Origin of the sequence: Thermodesulfovibrio sp. 3462-1, from assembly GCF_040451425.1 — a bacterium.
GTDB classification, from domain to species: Bacteria; Nitrospirota; Thermodesulfovibrionia; order Thermodesulfovibrionales; family Thermodesulfovibrionaceae; genus Thermodesulfovibrio; species Thermodesulfovibrio obliviosus.
Genome location: NZ_CP144374.1, coordinates 465229 through 486809, shown reverse-complemented (window position 1 = coordinate 486809; position 21581 = coordinate 465229). Strand labels below are relative to the sequence as shown.

The 21581-nt window shown below is 35.5% G+C and carries 22 protein-coding genes; 6 read left to right on the top strand and 16 right to left on the bottom strand.

Annotation, left to right across the window (positions count from 1 at the left end; all coding sequences use genetic code 11):
• The first annotated feature begins 11 nt into the window (after positions 1–11).
• Both V4D31_RS02435 and V4D31_RS02430 read left to right on the top strand, forming a co-directional pair.
• Entirely contained in the window at positions 12–785 is a 774-nt protein-coding gene (locus tag V4D31_RS02435) for a slipin family protein (protein WP_353686661.1), read from the top strand.
• Positions 772–1485 (top strand): TVP38/TMEM64 family protein, encoded by a 714-nt coding sequence (locus tag V4D31_RS02430; RefSeq protein ID WP_353686660.1) that lies wholly within the window; start codon positions 772–774, stop codon positions 1483–1485. The genes V4D31_RS02435 and V4D31_RS02430 overlap by 14 nt, the downstream gene beginning before the upstream one ends.
• Here V4D31_RS02430 and V4D31_RS02425 read toward each other — a convergent pair whose 3' ends face one another.
• From V4D31_RS02425 to V4D31_RS02380, 10 genes are all read right to left on the bottom strand, one after another.
• Entirely contained in the window at positions 1486–2463 is a 978-nt protein-coding gene (locus V4D31_RS02425; protein ID WP_353686659.1) for a beta-ketoacyl-ACP synthase III, read from the bottom strand. It lies immediately after the preceding gene.
• Positions 2423–3460 carry a phosphate acyltransferase PlsX gene (gene plsX / locus V4D31_RS02420; protein ID WP_353686658.1) on the bottom strand — a complete coding sequence of 346 codons (1038 nt, stop codon included), beginning with the start codon at positions 3458–3460 and terminating at the stop codon, positions 2423–2425. The genes V4D31_RS02425 and plsX overlap by 41 nt, the downstream gene beginning before the upstream one ends.
• A gap of 9 nt (positions 3461–3469) precedes the next feature.
• A complete protein-coding gene (gene rpmF, locus V4D31_RS02415) occupies positions 3470–3652 on the bottom strand; it encodes a 50S ribosomal protein L32 (RefSeq protein ID WP_353686657.1) in 183 nt (60 codons plus the stop codon).
• The gene (locus V4D31_RS02410; RefSeq protein WP_353686656.1) at positions 3645–4163 is read right to left on the bottom strand and encodes a DUF177 domain-containing protein; all 519 of its coding nucleotides are present in this window, start codon (positions 4161–4163) and stop codon (positions 3645–3647) included. Before V4D31_RS02410 ends, rpmF begins: the two co-directional genes overlap by 8 nt.
• An 83-nt stretch (positions 4164–4246) precedes the next feature.
• Positions 4247–5518 (bottom strand): S41 family peptidase, encoded by a 1272-nt coding sequence (locus tag V4D31_RS02405; protein WP_353686655.1) that lies wholly within the window; start codon positions 5516–5518, stop codon positions 4247–4249.
• 20 nt (positions 5519–5538) lie between these two features.
• Entirely contained in the window at positions 5539–6690 is a 1152-nt protein-coding gene (locus V4D31_RS02400) for a peptidoglycan DD-metalloendopeptidase family protein (RefSeq protein WP_353686654.1), read from the bottom strand.
• Positions 6691–6692: 2 nt separating this feature from the next.
• Complete coding sequence (locus tag V4D31_RS02395) at positions 6693–7556, bottom strand: permease-like cell division protein FtsX (RefSeq protein ID WP_353686653.1); 864 nt, start codon at positions 7554–7556, stop codon at positions 6693–6695.
• Positions 7553–8200 carry a cell division ATP-binding protein FtsE gene (gene ftsE, locus V4D31_RS02390; RefSeq protein ID WP_353686652.1) on the bottom strand — a complete coding sequence of 216 codons (648 nt, stop codon included), beginning with the start codon at positions 8198–8200 and terminating at the stop codon, positions 7553–7555. The genes V4D31_RS02395 and ftsE overlap by 4 nt, the downstream gene beginning before the upstream one ends.
• Positions 8197–9180, bottom strand: coding sequence for a transketolase family protein (locus V4D31_RS02385; protein ID WP_353686651.1), 984 nt, complete (start codon positions 9178–9180; stop codon positions 8197–8199). Before V4D31_RS02385 ends, ftsE begins: the two co-directional genes overlap by 4 nt.
• Entirely contained in the window at positions 9167–9991 is an 825-nt protein-coding gene (locus V4D31_RS02380; RefSeq protein ID WP_353686650.1) for a transketolase, read from the bottom strand. Before V4D31_RS02380 ends, V4D31_RS02385 begins: the two co-directional genes overlap by 14 nt.
• Before the next feature lie 84 nt (positions 9992–10075).
• Here V4D31_RS02380 and polA point away from each other — a divergent pair, with 84 nt between their 5' ends.
• The 4 genes from polA (at position 10076) to kdsA (ending at position 15809) form a co-directional block, all read left to right on the top strand.
• Positions 10076–12562, top strand: a complete 2487-nt coding sequence (gene polA / locus V4D31_RS02375) for a DNA polymerase I (protein ID WP_353686649.1) — start codon at positions 10076–10078, stop codon at positions 12560–12562.
• Between the two features lie 63 nt (positions 12563–12625).
• Positions 12626–13993: an adenosylmethionine--8-amino-7-oxononanoate transaminase gene (gene bioA / locus V4D31_RS02370; protein WP_353686648.1), complete on the top strand. Its 1368-nt coding sequence runs from the start codon at positions 12626–12628 to the stop codon at positions 13991–13993.
• Between the two features lie 11 nt (positions 13994–14004).
• Positions 14005–14982 carry a hypothetical protein gene (locus tag V4D31_RS02365; protein WP_353686647.1) on the top strand — a complete coding sequence of 326 codons (978 nt, stop codon included), beginning with the start codon at positions 14005–14007 and terminating at the stop codon, positions 14980–14982.
• Positions 14982–15809 (top strand): 3-deoxy-8-phosphooctulonate synthase, encoded by an 828-nt coding sequence (gene kdsA, locus V4D31_RS02360; RefSeq protein ID WP_353686646.1) that lies wholly within the window; start codon positions 14982–14984, stop codon positions 15807–15809. The genes V4D31_RS02365 and kdsA overlap by 1 nt, the downstream gene beginning before the upstream one ends.
• Here the strand turns inward: kdsA and V4D31_RS02355 are convergent.
• From V4D31_RS02355 to V4D31_RS02330, 6 genes are read right to left on the bottom strand one after another with little or no spacing between them, the layout of a single operon-like run.
• The gene (locus tag V4D31_RS02355; RefSeq protein WP_353686645.1) at positions 15804–16637 is read right to left on the bottom strand and encodes a ParB/RepB/Spo0J family partition protein; all 834 of its coding nucleotides are present in this window, start codon (positions 16635–16637) and stop codon (positions 15804–15806) included. The genes kdsA and V4D31_RS02355 overlap by 6 nt on opposite strands.
• On the bottom strand, positions 16618–17388 hold the full coding sequence (locus V4D31_RS02350; protein ID WP_353686644.1) for a ParA family protein: 771 nt from the start codon (positions 17386–17388) through the stop codon (positions 16618–16620). The genes V4D31_RS02355 and V4D31_RS02350 overlap by 20 nt, the downstream gene beginning before the upstream one ends.
• Positions 17389–17391: 3 nt before the next feature.
• Positions 17392–19173, bottom strand: a complete 1782-nt coding sequence (locus tag V4D31_RS02345) for a PBP1A family penicillin-binding protein (RefSeq protein ID WP_353686643.1) — start codon at positions 19171–19173, stop codon at positions 17392–17394.
• Positions 19170–19559, bottom strand: coding sequence for a M67 family metallopeptidase (locus V4D31_RS02340; protein ID WP_353686642.1), 390 nt, complete (start codon positions 19557–19559; stop codon positions 19170–19172). The genes V4D31_RS02345 and V4D31_RS02340 overlap by 4 nt, the downstream gene beginning before the upstream one ends.
• Complete coding sequence (locus V4D31_RS02335) at positions 19556–20299, bottom strand: HesA/MoeB/ThiF family protein (RefSeq protein WP_353686641.1); 744 nt, start codon at positions 20297–20299, stop codon at positions 19556–19558. The genes V4D31_RS02340 and V4D31_RS02335 overlap by 4 nt, the downstream gene beginning before the upstream one ends.
• Entirely contained in the window at positions 20299–21579 is a 1281-nt protein-coding gene (locus tag V4D31_RS02330) for a homoserine dehydrogenase (protein ID WP_353686640.1), read from the bottom strand. Before V4D31_RS02330 ends, V4D31_RS02335 begins: the two co-directional genes overlap by 1 nt.
• Positions 21580–21581: the final 2 nt, after the last annotated feature.

The window sequence follows — 21581 nt, the reverse complement described above, 5'->3', positions numbered from 1 at the left end:
GGAGGTTTTTTATGTTTTTTGAAACTTCACTTTTAACTTTGATTGTAATTATTTTCCTGACAGTTTACATTCTCAGCAGCGCAATCAAGATTCTTAAAGAATATGAAAGAGGAGTTGTATTCAGACTTGGAAGAGTAATTCCTGTTAAAGGACCTGGATTAGTTCTTATATGGCCAGTTATTGACAAAATAGTAAAAGTAAGCCTGAGAATTGTTACAATGGATGTTCCAGCACAGGATGTTATTACAAAGGATAATGTTTCAGTAAAAGTCAATGCAGTTGTTTATTTCAGACCAATTGATCCAGTTAAGGCAGTTACAGCTGTTGAGGACTTTTACTATGCAACAAGTCAGATTGCTCAGACAACCCTTCGTAGTATTCTCGGGCAGAGTGAACTTCAGGATTTGCTTACAAATCGTGAACAGATTAATGCAGAGCTTCAGAAGGTTATTGACTCACAAACAGAACCCTGGGGAATTAAGGTTACTGCAGTGGAGGTTAAAAATGTTGACCTGCCACAGGAAATGTTAAGAGCAATGGCAAGACAGGCAGAAGCTGAAAGAGAGCGTAGGGCAAAAATCATTCATGCAGAAGGAGAGCTTCAAGCTGCTGAAAAACTCACAGAGGCAGCAAGAATTATTTCATCAGAGCCTGCTGCATTGCAACTCAGGTACTTGCAGACTTTGAAAGAGATTGCCTCTGAGAAAAACTCAACAATCCTTTTCCCTCTTCCAATAGATTTAATCACTCCTTTCATGGAGCTTATATCTCGTGGTAAAAAATAAGATAACTTTTAAAGCACTGCTCAGGTTTATAGCCCTTGCAGTGCTTATTGCTTTATCTGTTTTTTTAGCCTATAAATTTGGAATTATTGAATTATTTCTCAATGAGGAAAAACTTAAAAGTTTTATACAGTCTCTTGGACCCTTTGGGGTGATTGGCTTTGTTCTTTTACAGGCTTTTCAGGTAGTAGCAGCACCAATTCCTGGTGAAGTAACAGGATTACTCGGTGGTTATTTATACGGAACTGTAGGTGGAATAGTCTTATCCACAATCGGACTTACGCTTGGCTCAGTAGTTGCATTCATTCTTGGAAGAACATTTGGAAGACCATTTGTTGAAAGGGTTGTTGATCCAACGGTCCTTAGTAAGTTTGACTATCTGCTACATCATAAGGGTGCATTTTTAGTATTTTTTCTTTTTTTGATTCCTGGATTTCCAAAAGACTATCTGAGCTACTTTTTGGGATTAAGCAGCCTCAGCGTTCTTGAGTTTACAGTAATTGCAGGAGTGGGAAGACTTCTTGGAACAGTTCTTCTTTCTCTTGGTGGAGACTATCTGAGACATCATGAATATGAAAAATTTTTGAGTCTTGCTAGCATAGCAGCGGTTGTAATGGTAATAGTATGGCTATTTAAAGAAAAAATTGAACGCCTTTTAAGGATATGGCATGTAAGCAGATATAGAAAAAAAAAGAAAAAATGATTACCACTTTATCAAAGCTGACCCCCATGTAAGTCCTGCTCCAAAGGCTGCAAGCATAACATATTCACCTCTTTTAATTTTTTCATTCTGCACAGCTTCATCCAGTGCAATAGGAATAGAGGCAGCTGAGGTATTACCGTATTTATTTATATTTACCATTACTTTTTCCATTGGCAGTTCAAGTCTTTTTGCCATTGCTTGAATAATTCTAATGTTTGCCTGATGAGGAACCAATAAAGCAAGCTCTGACGAAGTAATTCCAGCCTTTTTAAGCGTGGCATCAACAATTTCTTCAAGAGTTTTAACTGCAACTTTGAATGTTTCATTGCCTCTCATTTTTATAAAGTTAAGCCTCTGTTTAATTACATCTTCTGTGACAGGCATTTTTGAGCCTCCTGCAGGCATGTGTATAAAATCCCACATTGTTCCATCTGAATAAATGTCTATTATCTTAATTCCTTCATCTTTCTTTGTTGGTTCAAGTATCACTGCACCAGCTCCATCAGCCAGAAGAACACAAGTGGTTCTGTCAGTCCAATCGGTAAATTTTGAAAGAGTCTCAGCACCTATGACAAGTGCTCTCTTTGATGAACCTGTTCTTATGAATTTTTCTGCTACAGCCAGCGCATAAATAAAGCCTGTGCACGCACCATTTATGTCAAAGGCTACTGCACGGGTTGCTCCAAGCTTCATTTGAAGAATACACGCACAGGATGGAACAAGCATATCAGGTGTAACTGTTGCAACAATAATTAAATCTATGTCTTCTGCGGTTAAATTTGCTTTTTTTAATGCTTTAATAGAAGCTTCATAGGCAAGATCACTTGTTGCCTGCTCTGCTGATGCTATTCTTCTTTCTTTTATTCCTGTTCTTTCAGTTATCCATTCATCTGATGTTTCTACCATTTTTTCAAGATCATGGTTTGTTAAAACTTTTTCAGGAACATAAGAGCCTGTTGAAACTATTCGTGCTTTCATTAATCTCCTCCATATGCTCTAAACTTTCTGAGATTGTTTTGTAAATCTCTTTTTTTGCCATTTCTGCAGCAACCTTTATTGCATTTTTTATTGCCTTTGCCGAAGATCTTCCATGACATATTATGCTTGTGCCATTAATTCCAAGTAAAAGAGCGCCGCCATACTCTGAGTAATCAACCTTTTTCCGAAAACTCTTTATAGCTGGTTTTATCATCATATATCCAAGCCTTCCAGTTATTATCTCTGTGACCTCTCTTTTTAGCATTTTCATCAATGCTTCTGCAAGCCCTTCACCTACCTTTAAAACAATGTTACCTACAAAACCATCACAAACAACAACATCAGCTGAGCCAAAAAATATATCTTTTCCTTCAATATTTCCTATAAAATTGAGCTTTGATGACTTAAGAAGCCTGAAGGCTTCTTTTGTTGCCTCATTTCCTTTTGTTGCTTCCTCACCAATGCTAAGAAGCGCTATTTTGGGAGAAGTGGAGTTAAAAAGAGCTTTATGATAGGCATTTCCCATGTAGGCAAATTGAAGTAAATGTTCTGCTTTACAATCAACATTTGCTCCTGCATCGAGAAGAATAAAATGACCTTTAAGACTTGGCATTACTGTGGCAATAGCTGGTCTGTCAACATTTGGTAGCTTCCCAAGTAAAAGAAGGCTTAAAGCCATCATTGCACCAGAATTACCCGCACTAAGAACAGCTTGAGCATTGCCTTCCTTTACAAGTTCTATAGCTTTTTTCATGGATGTATTTTTTCTTCTAATGGCAGTTGAGACAGTTTCATCCATCCCAACCTGTTCTTCCACATGCAAAATAGATATTTTTCCCTTTAAATCTTTCCTATCTTTTAAAAATTCATTTATTTTATTTTCCTCCCCAACAAGAATAATCTCTATTTCGCTATCTGAAGCTGCTTCTATAGCACCTAAAATATTTACTTCAGGGGCAAAATCGCCCCCCATTGCATCAACAGCAATTTTTAGCATTTTTTTAAATTACTCTTCAACCTCTAAGAATTTTTTTCCTTTATAAGTGCCACAATTTGGACATACCCTGTGTGCGAGCTTTGGCTCCTTACATTCAGGGCATTCAACAAGTGTAGGCACAGCCATTTTAAGCCAATTTGCTCTTCTTTTGTCCCTTCTTGAAGGGGTATGACGATGTCTTGGATTAGCCATTTTTCTTCATCCTCCTTAAAAGTGATTGTAATACAGCCATTCTTGGATCTATTTCTTTAACTACGCATCCACATTTAAATTCATTTAAATCTGTCCCGCAGATAGGACATAACCCTTTACAGTCTTCAGAACACAAAGGTTTCATTGGAATATTAAGCAAAATTTGGTCGCGAATTATATCTTCTGTGTCAATTATTCCTTCTCTGTAAAAATCTACATCCATTTCATCTTTCTTAAGTTCAACAAGCTCTTCTTTACTGAGCTCCTCAATTGGATGATATGTAACTTCCACTAAGGTTTTTATAGGCATCGTATATTCCTTAAGGCATCTGCTACATTGAAGTTCAACTTCTCCACTAACAATACCTTTTACAAAAACCTCTGCTCCTTTTTTCTCAATCCTCAAAATTGCTTTAAAAGATTTGGTAATCTTTATTCCCTCTATTTTTGGAGTTTCTTCCAGTTCAATATCAAGTCCTTCATCAGGTATATCAAAGACCTCGATTTTCATTTTAATACCTCAAAATAAAATTCTCCCGCTTTCGCGGGAGGTCAAAAAATATTTTAACAGAAAATTGAAAATTCTTTACAGTGTTATGCTGCCTTTTTTAATTTTTCCATTATTTTCCAGCTTTTTAAAATATCAATTGCTCTCTGAAGCTGGGTATCATCTTTTTCATCAACCTCTTGAGGAGCCTTTTCCTGAGGTTCAACTTTTTCTCCCTTCAGATGTTGTTCAAGATCCTTTTCTCTAATTACAGGAACTTCCTTGCCATTTTTGCTTTCAAGTTTTACCACTATATCTGGCATTATTCCAACTCCATGAATGCTTCTTCCTTTTGGTGTGTAGTATTTCGCTGTAGTAAGTTTCAAAGCAGATCCATCACTTAAAGGAATGAGGCTCTGAACAGAACCTTTTCCAAAAGTTTGCACTCCGACAATTAAAGCCCTGCCCCAGTCTTGTAAAGCTCCTGCAACAATCTCTGATGCAGAGGCAGAACCTTGATTTACAAGAACAATCATAGGAATATCAGTGTAAGCAGGCCTTAAATTTTCAGTATAATAATCGATTTTGTCTCCTGTTCTTCCCTTAATTGATACAACAAGATGCTTTGGAGGTAAAAATTGTTCAGAAACATCAACTGCACTCTGAAGAAGTCCTCCAGGATTATTTCTTAAGTCAAGAATAAGGCTTTGCATTCCTGATTCTTTAAGACTTTGTAATGCATTTGCCAGATCCTGTGCTGTGCCTTCTTGAAATTGAATGAGTTTTATATAACCAATTTCTTTATCAATCATTTTGTATTTTACGCTTTTAATTTTGATTATGTCTCTTATAATTGTGATGTCTTTAGGTTGTTTCCATTCATCCCTTTGTATTGTAAGAGTAACAGGTTTTCCTTTTGGCCCACGCATTTTTGACACAGCATCATTTATATTCATATCTTTTGTTGACTGCCCATCAATTTTTATAATCTTATCACCTGCTTTAATTCCAGCTTTCCATGCAGGAGTGTCTTCAATCGGAGCAATTACTGTTAAACTACCATCTTTTATCCCAATCTGAATTCCTATTCCTCCGAATTCACCTTTAGTTTCTGTCTGAAATTCTTTATAGGCTTCTGGAGTTAAATAGGCAGAATGAGGGTCAAGAGAATTAACCATTCCTTTAATTGCAGATATTATGAGTTCATGGGGATTAACATTTTCAACATAATTTTTCTTTATTGTTGTAAAAACCTCAGTAAATGTCCTTAAATCCTCGTAAATACTATCTGTATTTTGAGCTGCTGACCATCTTCCTATTATTATTCCCATAAAGGCAATAATAAAGATTAATGCTGAAATCTTAATCTTTTTTTTCATCTCTTATTTATTCCTCCTTTTCATTTTCTTAACCACTGTTCTGGATTAAGTGGTTTTCCTCTATATCTAACCTCAAAATACAAGGCTGGCGTATCTATATTTGAATTACTTCCAACTGCTCCAATGACTTGCCCTGCTTTAACATACGAACCTTCCTTCACGCTCATTGAACCAAGATTACCATAGACTGTGTAGTAACCATCTCCATGACTTATTATAACAAGGTTTTCATATCCTTTAAAATAATTTGCATAAACAACCCTACCGTCAGCAGAGGCTTTTACTTGAGTGCCAGGTTGTGCTTGAATGTAAATTCCGCTTCTCATAATTGGAACATTAAAAACAGGATCCCTTTGGCTGCCATAATGGGCAACAACAGGACCGCTCACAGGCCATAGAAGACTTCCTCTTTTTTTAGTAAAACCTCCCTGCGGCAAAGATTCTATTTTACCTGTTCTTTTTTCTTTTCTTTCAGTTTCCTGAAGAAGTCTTGTAAGCCTTCTTGCATTTTCTTCAAGTTCCCTAATTTTTTTCTCATAAAGGGCTTTATTTTGTCTTACCTTAGCAAGTAAAACTTCTTTTTCTTTTTTCTTTTGCTTTTGAGCTTCCTCGGTTTTTTTAAGAGCTTCCTCTTCCTGCTTTAATGAGGCATAAAGTTTTTTTAACTCTGTTTGTTGCAGTATTAAATTACCAAGTTCTGCTTTATATTGTTGTATTAGTTTTTTATCAATGTTAACAATTTTTTGAGTATTTCTCATGAGACGAAATGCCTTTGTTGTGTCTTCTTCCATTAAAATTATCAATGCTACATCAGGCTCTTTGCTCAGTTTCTGAATTCCTTTTATTCTGTTTATTAGATAAATCTTTCTCTCTTCAAGTTGAGCGCTGTAAGTTTTTATCCCTTTTTCTGTTTCTGCAATTCTTATCTGCAGGCTTTTTATCTTTGCACGATGATTTTTTATGTTTTTTTCTATTTCACTAAGTTGTCTTGAAACTCTCTTTAAATCTTCAAGAACATTTTCTTCAATTTTTTTTGTCTCCTCGAGCTTTTTTTTATGGATCTTAAGCTCTTTTTTTATCTGATTTAATTCTTCTTTTGGTTGAGCAGCAAAACTAACAGAACTCACAACAATAAAAAATAGGGCTATTATAATGTGTAACTTTTTACTCATCTTTATTGATATTTTATTTTACCAAGTGCAAAAAAAGAAGAAAGCATCCCAAAAATTACACCAAATACTGGCAATACATAAAAAACCTCAACAGGAAAAACAATCTGAGTCACTGCTGGCAGGTAAGTTAAAATATCTTTTGAATGTAAAGCAAAGTATATCAAAATAATTAAAACAGTTGCAAAAATACTTCCTCCCAATCCAATGATTCCTCCTTCAATTAAAAAAGGCAGTCTTATGAAGGAAGGAGTTGCTCCAAGAAGTTTTAAAATCTCAATTTCTTCAGTTTTTTTCCAGTAAAAACTCTTTACAGTAGCGTAAATTATAAATAAAATTGCAATTGAAATAAAACAAAGCACAGCAATAGCAAAATTCCACATGGTTACCTTTATTGTCTTCAATCCTGATATGATTTTGGTTGGATAATAAACATCATCAACAATTTTTATTTCTTTGATTTTTTTTGTTATTTCTTCAATATTTTTAAGATTTTCCTCTTTTATGAAAGCCTCTACTGTATCAGAAAGGGGATTGTATCCAATAAGTTGTATTAATGCAGGATCAATAAGATCTTTCATTTCGTTTAAAGCTTCATCTTTTGAAATATATTGAATTTTTGAAAAAACTCCCATTTTTTTTAAATTCGCAATCATAGAAGAAGTTTCATCCTGAGTTGTGCCTTCTTTTATATATATAACTATGGCTGCTTTCTCAGAAAGCTTTTTTGTAAAAATTTCAAGATTGTAAAGCAGTAAAAATACTGCTGTAAAAATAAAGAAACATATGCCAATACTAACCATACACAGTAAAGATGACCATCTGTTGAACCATAATCCTTTAATTGCTGATTGAAGCTGCATCTTCATTGAACTTTCCCCTCTTTTAAATTTAAAACTCTGTAAGAAGAATTTTTAAAAAGTTCTTTATTATGTGTGGCAATGACAACATTACAACCTTTGTTATTTATTCTTTTAAAAAGATTTATTACATCCTGTGATGCCTCAGGATCAAGATTTCCTGTAGGCTCATCAGCAAGAATAATCTGAGGATTTGTAATAATAGCTCTTGCTATGGCAACTTTTTGCTGTTCACCACCAGATAGAGTTTTAACAATGCTGTCTGCTTTATGTCTTAAGGCAACATCTTTCAAAACATCAAAAACCTTTATTTTAATCTCTTTTTCTTTTTCTCCAATAACTCTCAAAGGAAGTGCCACATTGTCAAAAACTGTTAAATCCTGCCTTAATCTAAAATCCTGAAAAACAAAGGTAACCACTCTTCTTAGTTTTGGTATCTCTTTTTGTTTTATTCGGCTGAGTTCAAAATCTGCCACCTTTATTTCACCTTCATCCGGGAATTCGCTTCCAAAGATTAATTTAAGAAGTGTTGTTTTACCAGCTCCAGAAGGACCTGTTATGAATACAAGCTCACCTTTTTCTATATTAAATGAAACATTTTGTAAAACAGCCACTCCGCTGTAGTATTTATAAACTCCCTGGAACGTTATCATTTTTTAAAAAAATCTTTCACTGTTTGAACAATGTTTTCAGCTGTAAGACCATAAAGTTTGAGCAATTCTTTCCATGAACCAGAGCATCCAAAGGTATCTCTTATCCCGATTCTTTTCACTACAGTAGGATGATTTTCAGAAATAAACTCAGTTACAGCTGAACCAAGACCTCCAATTATTGAGTGTTCCTCTGCTGTTATGATTAACTTTGAAGACCTTGCAATTTTTAATAAAGTTTGCTCATCAATTGGTTTAACAGAGGAAAAATTTGCTACACCTGTATCTATTCCTTCTTTATTTAAAATTTCTGAAGCCTTCAATGCCTCTGAAACCATAATTCCATTTGCTATTATGTTTACATCCCTGCCAATTTTAAATAGATAAGCTTTTCCAATCTGAAATTTATAGTCTTCAGGCATTACTGAAGAAACCTTTGCCCTTCCAAGTCTTATATAAACAGGTCCGTAGTATTCTGCTGCCAATGTTACAGCCTGTGCAGTTTCATAGGCATCTGCTGGAACAATAACTGTCATCCCGGGGATAACACGCATAAGTGCTACATCCTCAACTGCCTGATGAGTTGCTCCATCCTCGCCAACTGTAATTCCTCCATGAGTTGCAACAATTTTTACATTTGCATTTGAATAACAAACAGTCTGCCTGATCTGTTCCCATGCTCTTCCAGTGGCAAAAATTGCAAATGTGGAAGCAAAGGGAATTTTACCTGTAAGAGCAAGTCCAGCAGCAACTCCAATCATATCCTGTTCAGAAATTCCAATGTTAAAAAATCTTTCTGGAAAGCTCTTTGCAAACTTGGCAGTCTTTGTGGAACAGCTGAGATCAGCATCAAGAACAACTATATTTGGATTTCTCTTGCCTAATTCAACAAGTGTAATACCATAAGCATCTCTTGTTGCAATCTCTTTTCCATAAAACTGGGAAACATCATTTAATAAACAAGCCTCATTAATTTTTCCCATCCTTTAACTCCTTAAGTGCAATTTCAAGCTCCTCATGTGTTGGAGCTACTCCATGATACTGAACCTTTCCTTCAAATATGGAAACTCCTTTACCTTTCAGAGTATTTGCCACAATTACTGTAGGTTTTCCTTTTATTTTTTCAGCTTCATTTAAAGCATCAACAATTTCCTGCATATTATGCCCATCAATTGTAAATACATTCCATCCAAAGGCAAGAAATTTATCCTCTATAGGTTTTATATTCATTACTTCGGTGCAGGCTCCATCAATCTGAAGATTGTTGTGATCAATGATAGCACAGAGATTGTCAAGTTTGTAATGAGAAGCAGTCATGGTAGCTTCCCATACCTGTCCTTCCTGAATTTCTCCATCTCCTAACAAACAGTAAACCCTTGCTGGAATGTTATCAATTTTTAATCCAAGAGCAATTCCACAGGCTACAGAAAGCCCCTGCCCAAGAGAACCTGTTGAAACTTCAACTCCTGGCAGTTCTCTGCAGCATGGATGACCCTGAAGAGGAGAGCCAATTTTTCTTAAAGTGCCAAGAAGAGATTTATCAAAATATCCTGTAAGAGCTAAAACTGCATAAAGCAGAGGTGCTGCATGACCTTTTGAAAGAACAAATCTGTCTCTTTGTTGCCATTGAGGATTTTTAGGGTCATGTCTCATTTTATAAAAATACAAAGCAGTTACAATATCTGCTGCAGAAAGGCTTCCTCCTGTATGTCCAGAGCCTGCCTGAGCAAGCATTTTTACAATTTCAATTCTCAACTGTCTTGCCTTTTCTTTTAAGAATTCTATATCTGTCACTACTTCACCTCTGATTTTATTATTTAATTTTTAATTATAAATCAAAATCACAAAAAAAGACATCTTCTATGGTATTCTAAAAATATGCAAGAAATTTATCTGCTTGATGGAAGCTGTTTTGTTTACAGAGCCTATCATGCTATAAAAGGACTGAGTAACAGTCGTGGTATCCCAACAAATGCTGTTTATGGTTTTACAAGAATGCTTCTTAAGCTTCTTAAAGAAAAAAATATCGAATACATGCTTTGTGCCTTTGACAGTCCCCATCCAACTAAAAGGCATAAAATATATGAAGAATATAAAATAACAAGGCCTGAGACACCCAAGGATTTACCACTCCAGATTGAATATATAAAAGAGATTGTTGATGCTCTGGGTATCAAAAGAATAGAAATTCCCGGATACGAAGCTGATGATATAGTAGCCTCTGTCATTTTTAAACTTCAGCCTTCAGGATTTTTTTATATCGTTAGTCTTGACAAAGACATGCTACAGCTTGTCTCGCAGAATGTAAAAATCTATGACCCTTTCAATAACATTATAATTGATGAAAAGTATGTCATTAATAAATACGGAATTTCTCCTGAAAAACTTAATGATTTTATGGCTATGGTGGGTGACTCTATTGACAACATTCCAGGAGTAAAAGGAATTGGAGAAAAAACAGCTTTAGAGCTTTTAAAGAGATATGGCTCTGTGGAAAACATCATTAAAAATCTTGATATTATAAAACCTTCAAAGGTCGCAGACATTTTAAGAAAAAACATTGAAGCGGTGAAGCTCAGTAAAGAACTTGTAATGTTAAAAAAGGATGCTCCTGTTGAAATTAAACTTGAGGAGCTTAAAATAAAGAAGCAGAACACGGAAAAACTTGCTAAAATTTTTCGTGAACTTGAATTCACAAGCCTTCTAAAGCAGACAATGCAACTTTATATAAAGCCACAGATAGAAAAATCAGAAAACAAAAAAACTGATGTTCAAACATTACTTAAAAAAATAAAAGAAAAAGGAAGTTTTTCAGTATCAATTGATGAAAATACTCTTAATGTTGGTATTAATGGAGATGTATATGAAATATCCCTTGATGATTCAGAATTGATTCTGTCTTCTCGAGCATTAAAAGTTTTATTCAATGTAAAGGAAACACTCAGGAGATTGAAAAATTCAGGCATCAGACTTGAACCTCCTTACTTTGATCTTATGATAGCAGCATATCTTATAAATCCAAACAGAGGTAAATATAATTTTGATGAGCTTGTGCTTGAATATCTTGGCAAGTTCTATAATGATTCTCAAAATTCTGTTTGTTATATGCGTGAGCTTTATGAAAAATTAAACAACGAATTAAAAGAAAAGGAGCTTGAAAAACTTTATTTTGATATTGAGATGCCTCTTATTGAAGTACTCTTCCACATGGAGGAAGCAGGAATAAAGGTTGATCTTGAAAAACTTGAAGCTCTTACCAGAATTGTATCTACAGAGATTGATAAAATCAAGGAAAAAATTTACAGAATTGCAGGGAAACAGTTTAATATTAACTCACCAAGACAGCTGGCAGAAATTCTATATGACAGGCTTGGACTTAAGAGCAGAAAAAGAGGTAAAAAGGCTCGTTCAACAGAAATGGAAGTTCTTGAAGAGCTTGCCACACAACATGAACTGCCTCAGGAAGTAATCAATCATCGCATACTAAATAAGCTTTTGACAGCTTATTTAATTCCTCTCAGAGATTGTGTAAATCCTGAAACACAAAGAATTCATACAAAATGGTCTCAAACCGTAGCAGGAACAGGAAGAATTATCAGCAGTGAGCCTAATTTACAGAACATTCCTGTAAAGGGACAATGGGCAGAGTTCTTAAGAGAAGTCTTTATACCTGAAGATGGATATCTGTTTATGAGTGCTGATTATTCTCAGATTGAGTTAAGACTTCTGGCTCATATGAGTAATGATACTTCTCTAATCAAAGCATTTCATGAAGGAAAGGATATTCACAGAGCAACAGCATCTGAGATTTTTTCAATACCTGAAGAAGCTGTTACAGAGGATCATAGAAGAATTGCAAAGACTGTAAATTTCGGCATTTCTTATGGAATAAGTCCCTTTGGACTGTCTGACTCAATAAAAATTCCCTATGAAAAGGCTCAGGAACTGATTGAGCTCTATTTTTTAAGATATCCAATGGTGAAAAAATTTATTGAGGAAACAATTTCTTTTGCAAGAAAAAATGGCTACGTAAAAACTCTTTTTGGAAGAATTCGCCCCCTGCCAGAAATTAACAGTCCAAATCAGTTTTTAAAAATGCAGGCAGAAAGAATAGCAGTGAACGCTACTATTCAGGGAACTGCAGCAGACATTATAAAAATTGCAATGATAAGAATATACAGACATCTTAAAACAAAAAATATGAATGCAAGGCTTATTCTTCAGATTCATGATGAGATAGTTCTTGAAGTGAAAGAAAATATCATTGAAGAGGTGAAAGAAATTGTCAAGAATGAAATGAAAAATTTTGATCTCAAAGTGCCTCTTGAGGTCAACATCTTTACAGGTAAAAATCTAAATTTATAAGCTCAATAATCTCTCTATTGAGCAATTTTGTTGTGTATAATATAAATAAATCTGGAGGGCAATATGAATAAAAAAACTCTTATTGAATGGGATAAAAAATACATATGGCATCCTTTTACACAGATGAATCAATGGCTTACTGAAGAACCCGTAATATTTACTGAAGGCAGAGACTGCTTCTTAAAGGACATTGATGGAAAGTGGTATCTTGATGGAGTATCATCCCTCTGGGTAAACATTCACGGGCATAGAAGAGCTGAAATTGATGAGGCAGTCAAAGCACAGATCGACAAACTTGCACACTCCACATTGCTTGGAGCATGTAATGAACCAAGTATAGTGCTTGCACAAAATCTTGCTGAAATGCTGATTGAAAGACTTCCATGGGGTGAGCCTCTTACAAAGATATTTTACTCTGACAATGGCTCAACAGCAGTTGAGATTGCTCTGAAAATTGCCTATCAGTACTGGGTTAATCAGGGCATCAAGGAAAAAGATACATTTGTAAGCCTAAAAGAAGGTTATCACGGAGATACAATAGGTGCAGTAAGCGTTGGAGGAATTAAGCTTTTTCATGAGATTTACAAACCCCTGCTAAGCAAATCAATTCAGGCACCTGCACCCTATTGCTACAGATGTGAATTAAAGCTAAACTTTCCATCCTGTGGACTTGCTTGCCTTGGTGAAATGGAAAAAATAATAAGGCAAAATCATGAAAGAATTGTGGCTGTAATAGTTGAGCCTATTGTTCAGTGTGCGGGTGGTATAATTGTATGGCCTCAGGGATATTTAAAGGGGCTAAGAAAGCTATGCAACAAATATGAAATTCTTTTAATTGCTGATGAAGTGGCAACAGGCTTTGGAAGAACAGGCAGAATGTTTGCCTGTGAACATGAAGAGGTAACTCCTGATATAATATGCCTTAGCAAAGGAATAACAAATGGTTACATGCCATTGGCAGTTACTGCGGTGAACGAAAAAATCTTCAATGCCTTTTTAGGTGAAATTGAAGAAAGAAAAACCTTTTATCACGGACATTCCTACACAGGAAATCCCTTAGCTTGTGCAGCAGCCATTGCCAGTCTTGAAATATTTAAAAAAGATAGAACTTTAGAGAATCTTCCACCGAAAATCGAATTATTGAAAAATAAGCTTTCAGAGATAGCAGAGCTTTCCCATGTAGGAGATGTAAGACAAAAAGGAATGATTGCCGGAATAGAACTTGTAATGGATAAAAAAACAAAAGAGCCTTTTGCATGGAAAGAGCAGACTGGCTGGAAAGTAGTTAGATTAGCAAGAAAATACGGAGTGTGGCTCAGACCGCTCGGCGATGTTATAGTAATCATGCCTCCACTTGTTATTTCAGAGGAAAATCTTGCAAGGTTGCTTGAGGTAATCAAAGATTGTATAATAAGGATTAGTTCAGATTGAGGAGGTTAAAAATGAGAAGATTATTTTTAGCAATACTTATAATTTTTGCTATTGGATGTACACAGCAGGTAAAGACAGATATTGCCGGAGTTGGAGAAACTTTTCCTACAGCTCCATCAGCAATTACATGGGATGGTAAAAATCTTATAATTGCAAAGGAGGGCATAATTGTTTTTTTAGAAAACATAGACACAGCTACTGCTGGCTCTTTCATAGGATATGAGGGCCACTATTCTCTAAATAACTATCCAATAACAATAACATCAAAGGAAAATCCACCTTATATAACAGGACTTGCATGGCAGAAAACAGCATATTCTGGCTTCATATGGGCGGCAGATGCAGCGAATAAAAGACTTATTAAACTGACTCCTCAGGGAGAAACAATTAAGAGTATTCAATTAAACAAAATCTATCCTGAAGACATGACATTTGATGGAAAATATCTCTGGATTGCTGACTCTAAAAGAGGAAAGGTATTTAAAATAACTACAGAAGATGGCTCAGTAATTGAAGAATATCTCTCACCTGTTAGCTATCCTACTGCTTTAGCATGGGATGGAAAATATTTGATAGTCGCTGGAATTATAAATCCTGCTCTTCCGTCTGATTCATCGGATAATGTAAAAATCCTGAGATTAGATACTGTAAATGGAAAGGTTATTGAGGAAATCTCAAATTCTCGCTATGTTACATTTCCTTCAGCAATGGTCTGGATTGACGGCAAACTCTGGATTTCTGATAGAAATTCTGGTTATATTGTAAAAATTAGTGATTGGGGAAGCCCTTCAGCAGATGAAAAAATTTATAAACTGGCAACAACCCCCTCTATAATTAAAAAAATTGAAACAAAAGAGGAGAAAAAAGAAACTGAAAAAGATATACAAGAAGCAAAAAAAGCTGCTGAAGAAGCCAGAAAGGCTGCAGAAGAAGCAAAACAGGCTGCAGAGGCAGCTAAAAAAGCTTTTGAATTACAGCAGAAAAAATAATGTTTTCTATTGGTAACATTGAAATAAAAAGAGACGAACTTTTTGTCATAGCAGGACCCTGTGTTATAGAATCTGAAGAAATATTATTTAAAACTGCTGAAAAATTAAAGGAAATTACTCAGAACTTGAAAATTCCATTAATATTTAAATCTTCCTATGATAAAGCAAATAGATCATCAATAAAGTCTTACAGAGGTCCTGGAATAAAAAAAGGGCTTGAGATATTAAATAAAGTGAAAGAAGAATTTGATCTACCAATTCTGAGCGATGTTCATTCAGTGGAAGAGATACAAATTGCAAAAGATTTTCTTGATGTTATTCAGATTCCTGCCTTTTTATGCAGACAGACAGATATGATTGTGGAAGCAGGGAAAACTGGAAAACCTGTGAATGTTAAAAAGGGGCAGTTTCTTGCTCCATGGGATGTGAAAAATATAATTGAAAAGATTGAATCTACTGATAACAAAAAAATAATCATTACAGAAAGAGGAACAAGCTTTGGATATAATAATCTCATCGTCGATTTCCGCAGTTTTCCAATAATTCGCTCAATGGGTGTACCTGTAGTTTTTGATGCAACTCATTCAGTTCAGCTTCCTGGAGGTGCTGGAACATGCTCCTCAGGGCAGAGAGAGTTTATTCCCTATCTTTCTCGGGCAGCTGTTGCCTGTGGAGTTGACGGATTGTTCTTTGAGGTCCATCCAGAGCCTGACAGAGCTTTATGCGATGGTCCGAATATGATTCCTCTTAAAGAGTTCAAAGAGCTTCTTAAATTTCTCATTGAAATTCATAACACAGTAAAAAACTTGAGCTCAATGAATTCATGAATCAAGGAAGGATTTTCTAAATATTCTCTGTAAAATACCATCAAGCTCATCAAGGGAGTTGTAAAATATTTCAAGCTTGCCTTTTTTACCTTTATGTAAAATCTTAACTTTATATCCAAGCTCTGAAGTAAGTTTATCCTCAAGTTCTGCTATTTCCGGAATAATTTCCTTGGAAGGCTTGGGTTTATCTATTTTTTTTACAAGCTCTTCAGTCTGCCTCACAGACAATGACTTTTTTATAACCATATTTGCAATTTCTATCTGTTTTTGAGATTCTTCAACTGAAAGAATTGCCTTTGCATGCCCCATTGTTATTGTACCCTGTTTAAGATGTTGTCTTATTTCATCAGGAAGCTTGAGAATTCTCAAATAGTTTGCAATTGTGGCTCTGTCTTTTCCAACTCTTTTTGAAAGTTCTTCCTGTGTAATGTTAAACTCTTTAATGAGTCTGTCAAATGCAGAGGCTGTTTCAACAGGATCAAGGTCTTCTCTTTGAATATTTTCAATCAGTGCAATCTCAACAGCTTCCGAAGGAGAAACATCTTTTATAACCGCTGGAATTTTTTCAAGTCCTGCAATTTTTGCTGCTCTCCATCTTCTCTCTCCAGCAATTATTCTAAAAGTTCCATCACCAACACGGGATACAACAATAGGCTGAATAACTCCCTTTTCCTTGATGGATTGGGCAAGTTCTTTTAAAGCTTCTTCATTAAAATCTGTTCTTGGTTGAGCCTCACCTGGAATTATTCTTTCTATTTCAATTTCCTGAAGCTGCTCTTCCTGCTTAGGAATTAAAGCATCAAGTCCTTTACCGAGTGCTTTCTTCATTTAAAAACTCCATAGCAAAACTTAAATAACTTTGCGAGCCCTTTGATTTTATATCATAAAAAACAGCCGGCTTTCCATGACTTGGAGCCTCCGCAAGTGTTACATTTCTTGGTATCATTGTATTATAAACTTTTTTACCAAAAAAGCGTCTCACTTCCTGAGCAACCTGCCTTGACAAGGTATTCCTTCCATCAAACATCGTAAGTAGAATCCCTTCAATTTTAAGCTCTGGATTTAGTTTGGCTTTTACAAGTTCAACTGTTCTCATAAGCAATCCCAGTCCCTCAAGAGCATAATACTCACACTGAACAGGAATTATGAGAGAATCTGCTGCTACAAGACAGTTAAGTGTCAATAATCCCAAGGATGGAGGAGCATCAATAAAAATATAGTCAAAATCTGAAACAATTTTAAAGAGCAAGTTTTTTAAAATAAACTCTCTGTTTTCCCTGTGAACAAGCTCTACTTCAACTCCAACAAGGTCTATTGTTGATGGAATTATCCAGAGATTTTCAAAAGCTGTGCTGAGTTTTGCACTTTCTGGAGGATGTGAATTAATGTATAAATTATAAAGGCTAAAATTAAGTTTATGCCTGTCTATTCCTGCTCCTGTTGTAAGATTTCCTTGGGGATCTGAATCCACTAAAAGAACCTTTTTGCCTTCAATACTGAGGCAGGCTCCCAAATTTAAAGCTGTTGTAGTCTTCCCAACTCCGCCTTTCTGATTAGCAATGGCAATTATTTTACCCATTTTTTATTTTAACATTTGCCCTGCTTCTTTCATAAAATCTATCCATATTGGAAGGGCTGCTCTTGCTCCTGCTTCCTTTGGTCCAATTGGCTTGTGATTGTCCCTTCCTACCCATACACCAACCAGTAAATTGTCATCAAATCCAACAAACCATGCATCAGAAAAATCATTGGTTGTCCCTGTTTTGCCATAAACTTCTCTTCCAATTTCCTTTGCTTTCTGAGCAGTTCCTGAAAGAACAACCTCTCTTAAAAGCTCTCTAATCTGCTCCACTATTTCCTCTGGTAGTACTGTTTTTATTTCTGGTTTGTTTTCTTCAATTGTAATACCATTGTGGTCAGTTATTTTTTCATAGAAAATTGGTTTTATTTTTTTTCCTGTTGCAAACACTGAGTAGGCTGCTGTGAGCTCTATTGGTTTTACATCAGAGCCACCAAGGGCTGTTGAAAGATATGGATGAATCTTTGTTGTTAAACCACACTCCTGAGCAAATTCAACAACTTTTTTAATGCCTATCTGAGAGGCTAATCTAACAGTGGCAGAATTTAAAGAAAGAGCAATTGCCTTGCGGAGTGGAACTTCACCATGGTATTCATTGTTATAGTTTTTCGGACTCCAGCTCTTACCCTGAACTGCACCAGGAAAACTAACAGGAGCATCAAGAATTGTATCATCAGGACTCCAGCCTTCAGTGAGAGCCACTGCATAAACAAAGGGTTTAAAGGCACTTCCAGGCTGTCTCAGCGCAAATACTCTGTTGTACTGGCTCTCCCAGAAATCATTTCCTCCTACCATAGCCCTTACATAACCTCTTTTAAGGTCAATGGCAATCAATGCTGCCTGAACCTTAGGCTTTACCCTCTTGTGAATCTCATTAAGCCCTTTCTGCACAGCTTCTTCTGCTTTTTTTTGAAGATTGTAATCAATCGTAGAGTAAATTCTTAATCCATCCTTATAAAGTCTTTCTCCATATTTTGCTTCAAGCTCCTGCCTCAATGTCTCGACAAAATAAGGAGCTTCAAATCTTCTGTAGTGTGGATGTTCAGCAATAGGCTCTTTTACTGCCTCGGCATACTGCTCCTTTGTAATAAACCCCTCTTCAAGCATTTTCTGTAAAACAATGTTTCTTCGTTTTAATGCTATCTCTGGTCTTTTAAACGGATTAAAGGCTGATGGTGCTTTAGGTAGAGAAGCAAGTAAGGCAATTTCAGAAATTTTTAACTCCTTAAAGGATTTACCAAAATAGGTCTCTGATGCAGCTGCTATTCCATAAGCTCTATTTCCAAAATAAGCTTGATTTAAGTAGAGTCCAAGTATTTCATCCTTTGTGTATTTTCTCTCAATCTGTATTGAAAGTATTGCCTCCTTTAACTTCCTTGTAATGCTTCGCTCAGGTTTTAGAAACAGCATCTTTGCAAGCTGTTGTGTGATTGTGCTTCCTCCTTCAACTATTCCTCCAGCTTTTATATCTCTATAAAGAGCTCGCAAGATACCAATAATATCAACCCCTGGATGCTTGTAAAACCTTACATCTTCTGCAGCAACAAAGGCTTTTTTTATCAAGTCAGGAATTTCATAATGGGGAACGAATTTTCTTCTCTCATAGAAAAACTCTGTAAGAACCTGCCCATCAGAGGAATAAACAATAGAGGCTTCCATAGGTCTATAGCTCTCTAAGGCTTTTACATCTGGTAGGTCTGAAAAAAGCCAGTATATATAGCCTGCACATGCACCAATCAGAAAAAGAAAGAAAAAAATGGCAGTATAAAATATTTTTGCTTTCATTGCTCAATAACTAATTCTTCCTCATAAACTTTTCCATCATTTATTTTAAAACATTTAACCTCAAAATCTGGTTCTAAAGCAACTATCACATGGTAAACATCATAAAAAGAAAGCTCTATATCTTTGCTGGATGGATAGGCAGAGCCAGAAGGATGACTATGAAAAATAGCAACCATTTCAAGCCCTTTGTTTTTAATATCTTTCATTGCCCTTAACTGTTCTTTTGGCTCCATGAGATAGCTTACTGAAGAATTCTCTATATTTTTTATTTTATAAATTTTTGTTACCATATCATGCTTTCCAGCAAGAATTCCGCAGGCTTCATAGGGCAAAGAAGCTACACAATGGCTTATCATTTCATCAAAAATTTCTTTTTTTATTTTCATTTACATATTGGACAGGATGGATTTTTTAGAAATTTTGCTTCTCTGAAAGCTCCTTTTAAAGCATCATATATAATTATTCTGCCATGCAAAAGCTCTCCAAAACCAACCAAGATTTTTATTGTTTCTGTAGCTTGAATTGAGCCAATTACTCCTGCTACAGGAGCTAAAATGCCTCTGGAGGTGTTGTCTTCTGCTCCATCAAAAATACAGTGATAACAGGGCCCTGCTGGAGGAATTATATCAAAAACCTGTCCTTCAAACTCTGATACTGCTCCAATTACAAGGGGTTTGTTTAATTTAAAACATGTTTCGTTAATAATTTTTCTTGTTTCAAAATTATCAGGACAGGCAACAACAACATCATAAAATTTTATATAATCCATAGCATTTTTCTTGTTAATGTCTTCAGGATATGGAAGAATCTGTATTTCACTGTTAAGTTTTTTAAGATTTACCATCGCTGAAATCACTTTTGGCATGCCAATATGTTCTTCATTATGAAGAATCTGACGCTGAAGATTACTTATTTCAACTGTATCAGGATCAATAATCCCGATGTAGCCAATACCAGAGCAAGCAAGCCAGTAAGCTACAACACTTCCAAGCCCACCTATGCCAATTACTAAAACCTTTGATTCTTTAAGCTTTCTCTGTCCCTTTAAACCAATCTGAGGAAGTATAATCTGACGGTCATATCTTAAAAGCTGTTGCTCACTTAAGCTTTGCAGAATAGAATACACTAAGATTCTTCTCCCTCAACCCTAATAAACACACTTTTATCTGAAACCACAGGCAGTTTATCTATTTTTTCCAATGCCTCAAGTACATCCTTTTCCCTGGCTTTATGAGTTAAAATTACAAGAGGAACAGCTCCAGCTTTTGATCTTCCTTTCTGAATTACTGACGCAATACTTATGTTGTGCTCTCCAAAAACTCCTGAAATCTTTGAAAGCACTCCAGGACGATCAAGTGCAGTAAACCTGAAATAATACATGCTTTCTATTTCTTCCATTGGTTTAATTTTGTATTTTTCTGAAAAATCAAAGGGCATTGTATTAACACCCTTTGCAATATCAACTATGTCTGCGGTAACTGCACTTCCTGTAGGCATGCTTCCAGCACCTCTTCCATAATAAAGAGTTGAGCCTACACTGTCTCCTTCCACATATATGGCATTAAAAACACCATCAACCTTAGAGATTAAATAATCCTCTGGCACCATTGTGGGGTGCACTCTTAGCTCAATCTCTCCATTAAGAATTTTTGTTATTGCAAGAAGTTTGATTTTATATCCGAATTCCCTTGCAAAGGCTATATCCTGCGCAGTTATCTTTGTAATCCCTTCGCAGTAAACTCTATCAAAACTTAAAGGAATTCCATAGGCTAAAGATGCCAGAATGGTAATCTTGTGAGCTGAATCAATCCCTTCAATATCAAGGGTTGGATCTGCTTCTGCAAACCCTAAAGTTTGTGCTTGCCTTAAGGCATCCTGAAAATCAATCCCTTCATTAGTCATCTTTGTAAGGATAAAATTGGTTGTTCCATTGATTATTCCATAAATTGCAAGCATCTTGTTTGCCACAAGACCTTCTCTCATTATTTTAATAATGGGGATCCCACCTCCAACAGAGGCTTCAAAACCAATTTTTAATCCTCTGGATAAAGCTTCTTTAAATATTTCATTTCCCTGTTCTGCCAATAAAGCCTTATTTGCTGTAACAACATGCTTTCCATTTTTTAAGGCTTCCATAATGAATTGTTTTGCGACAGTAGTGCCACCTACAACTTCAACAACTATATCAATTTCCGGGTCTTTTATGATTTCCCATGCATCTGTTGTCAAAAGCTCTTTTGGAAGAGTTATTTCTCTCGGTCTTTCGATGTCTTTATCTGCAACTTTTTTTAACACTACATCTATGCCTGTTCTTTTTTTAATTAACTCTCTCTGATTAAGAAGAATTTTTACTGTTCCCGTTCCAACTGTTCCAAAGCCAATAACACCAACCCTAACCTGTTTCATTA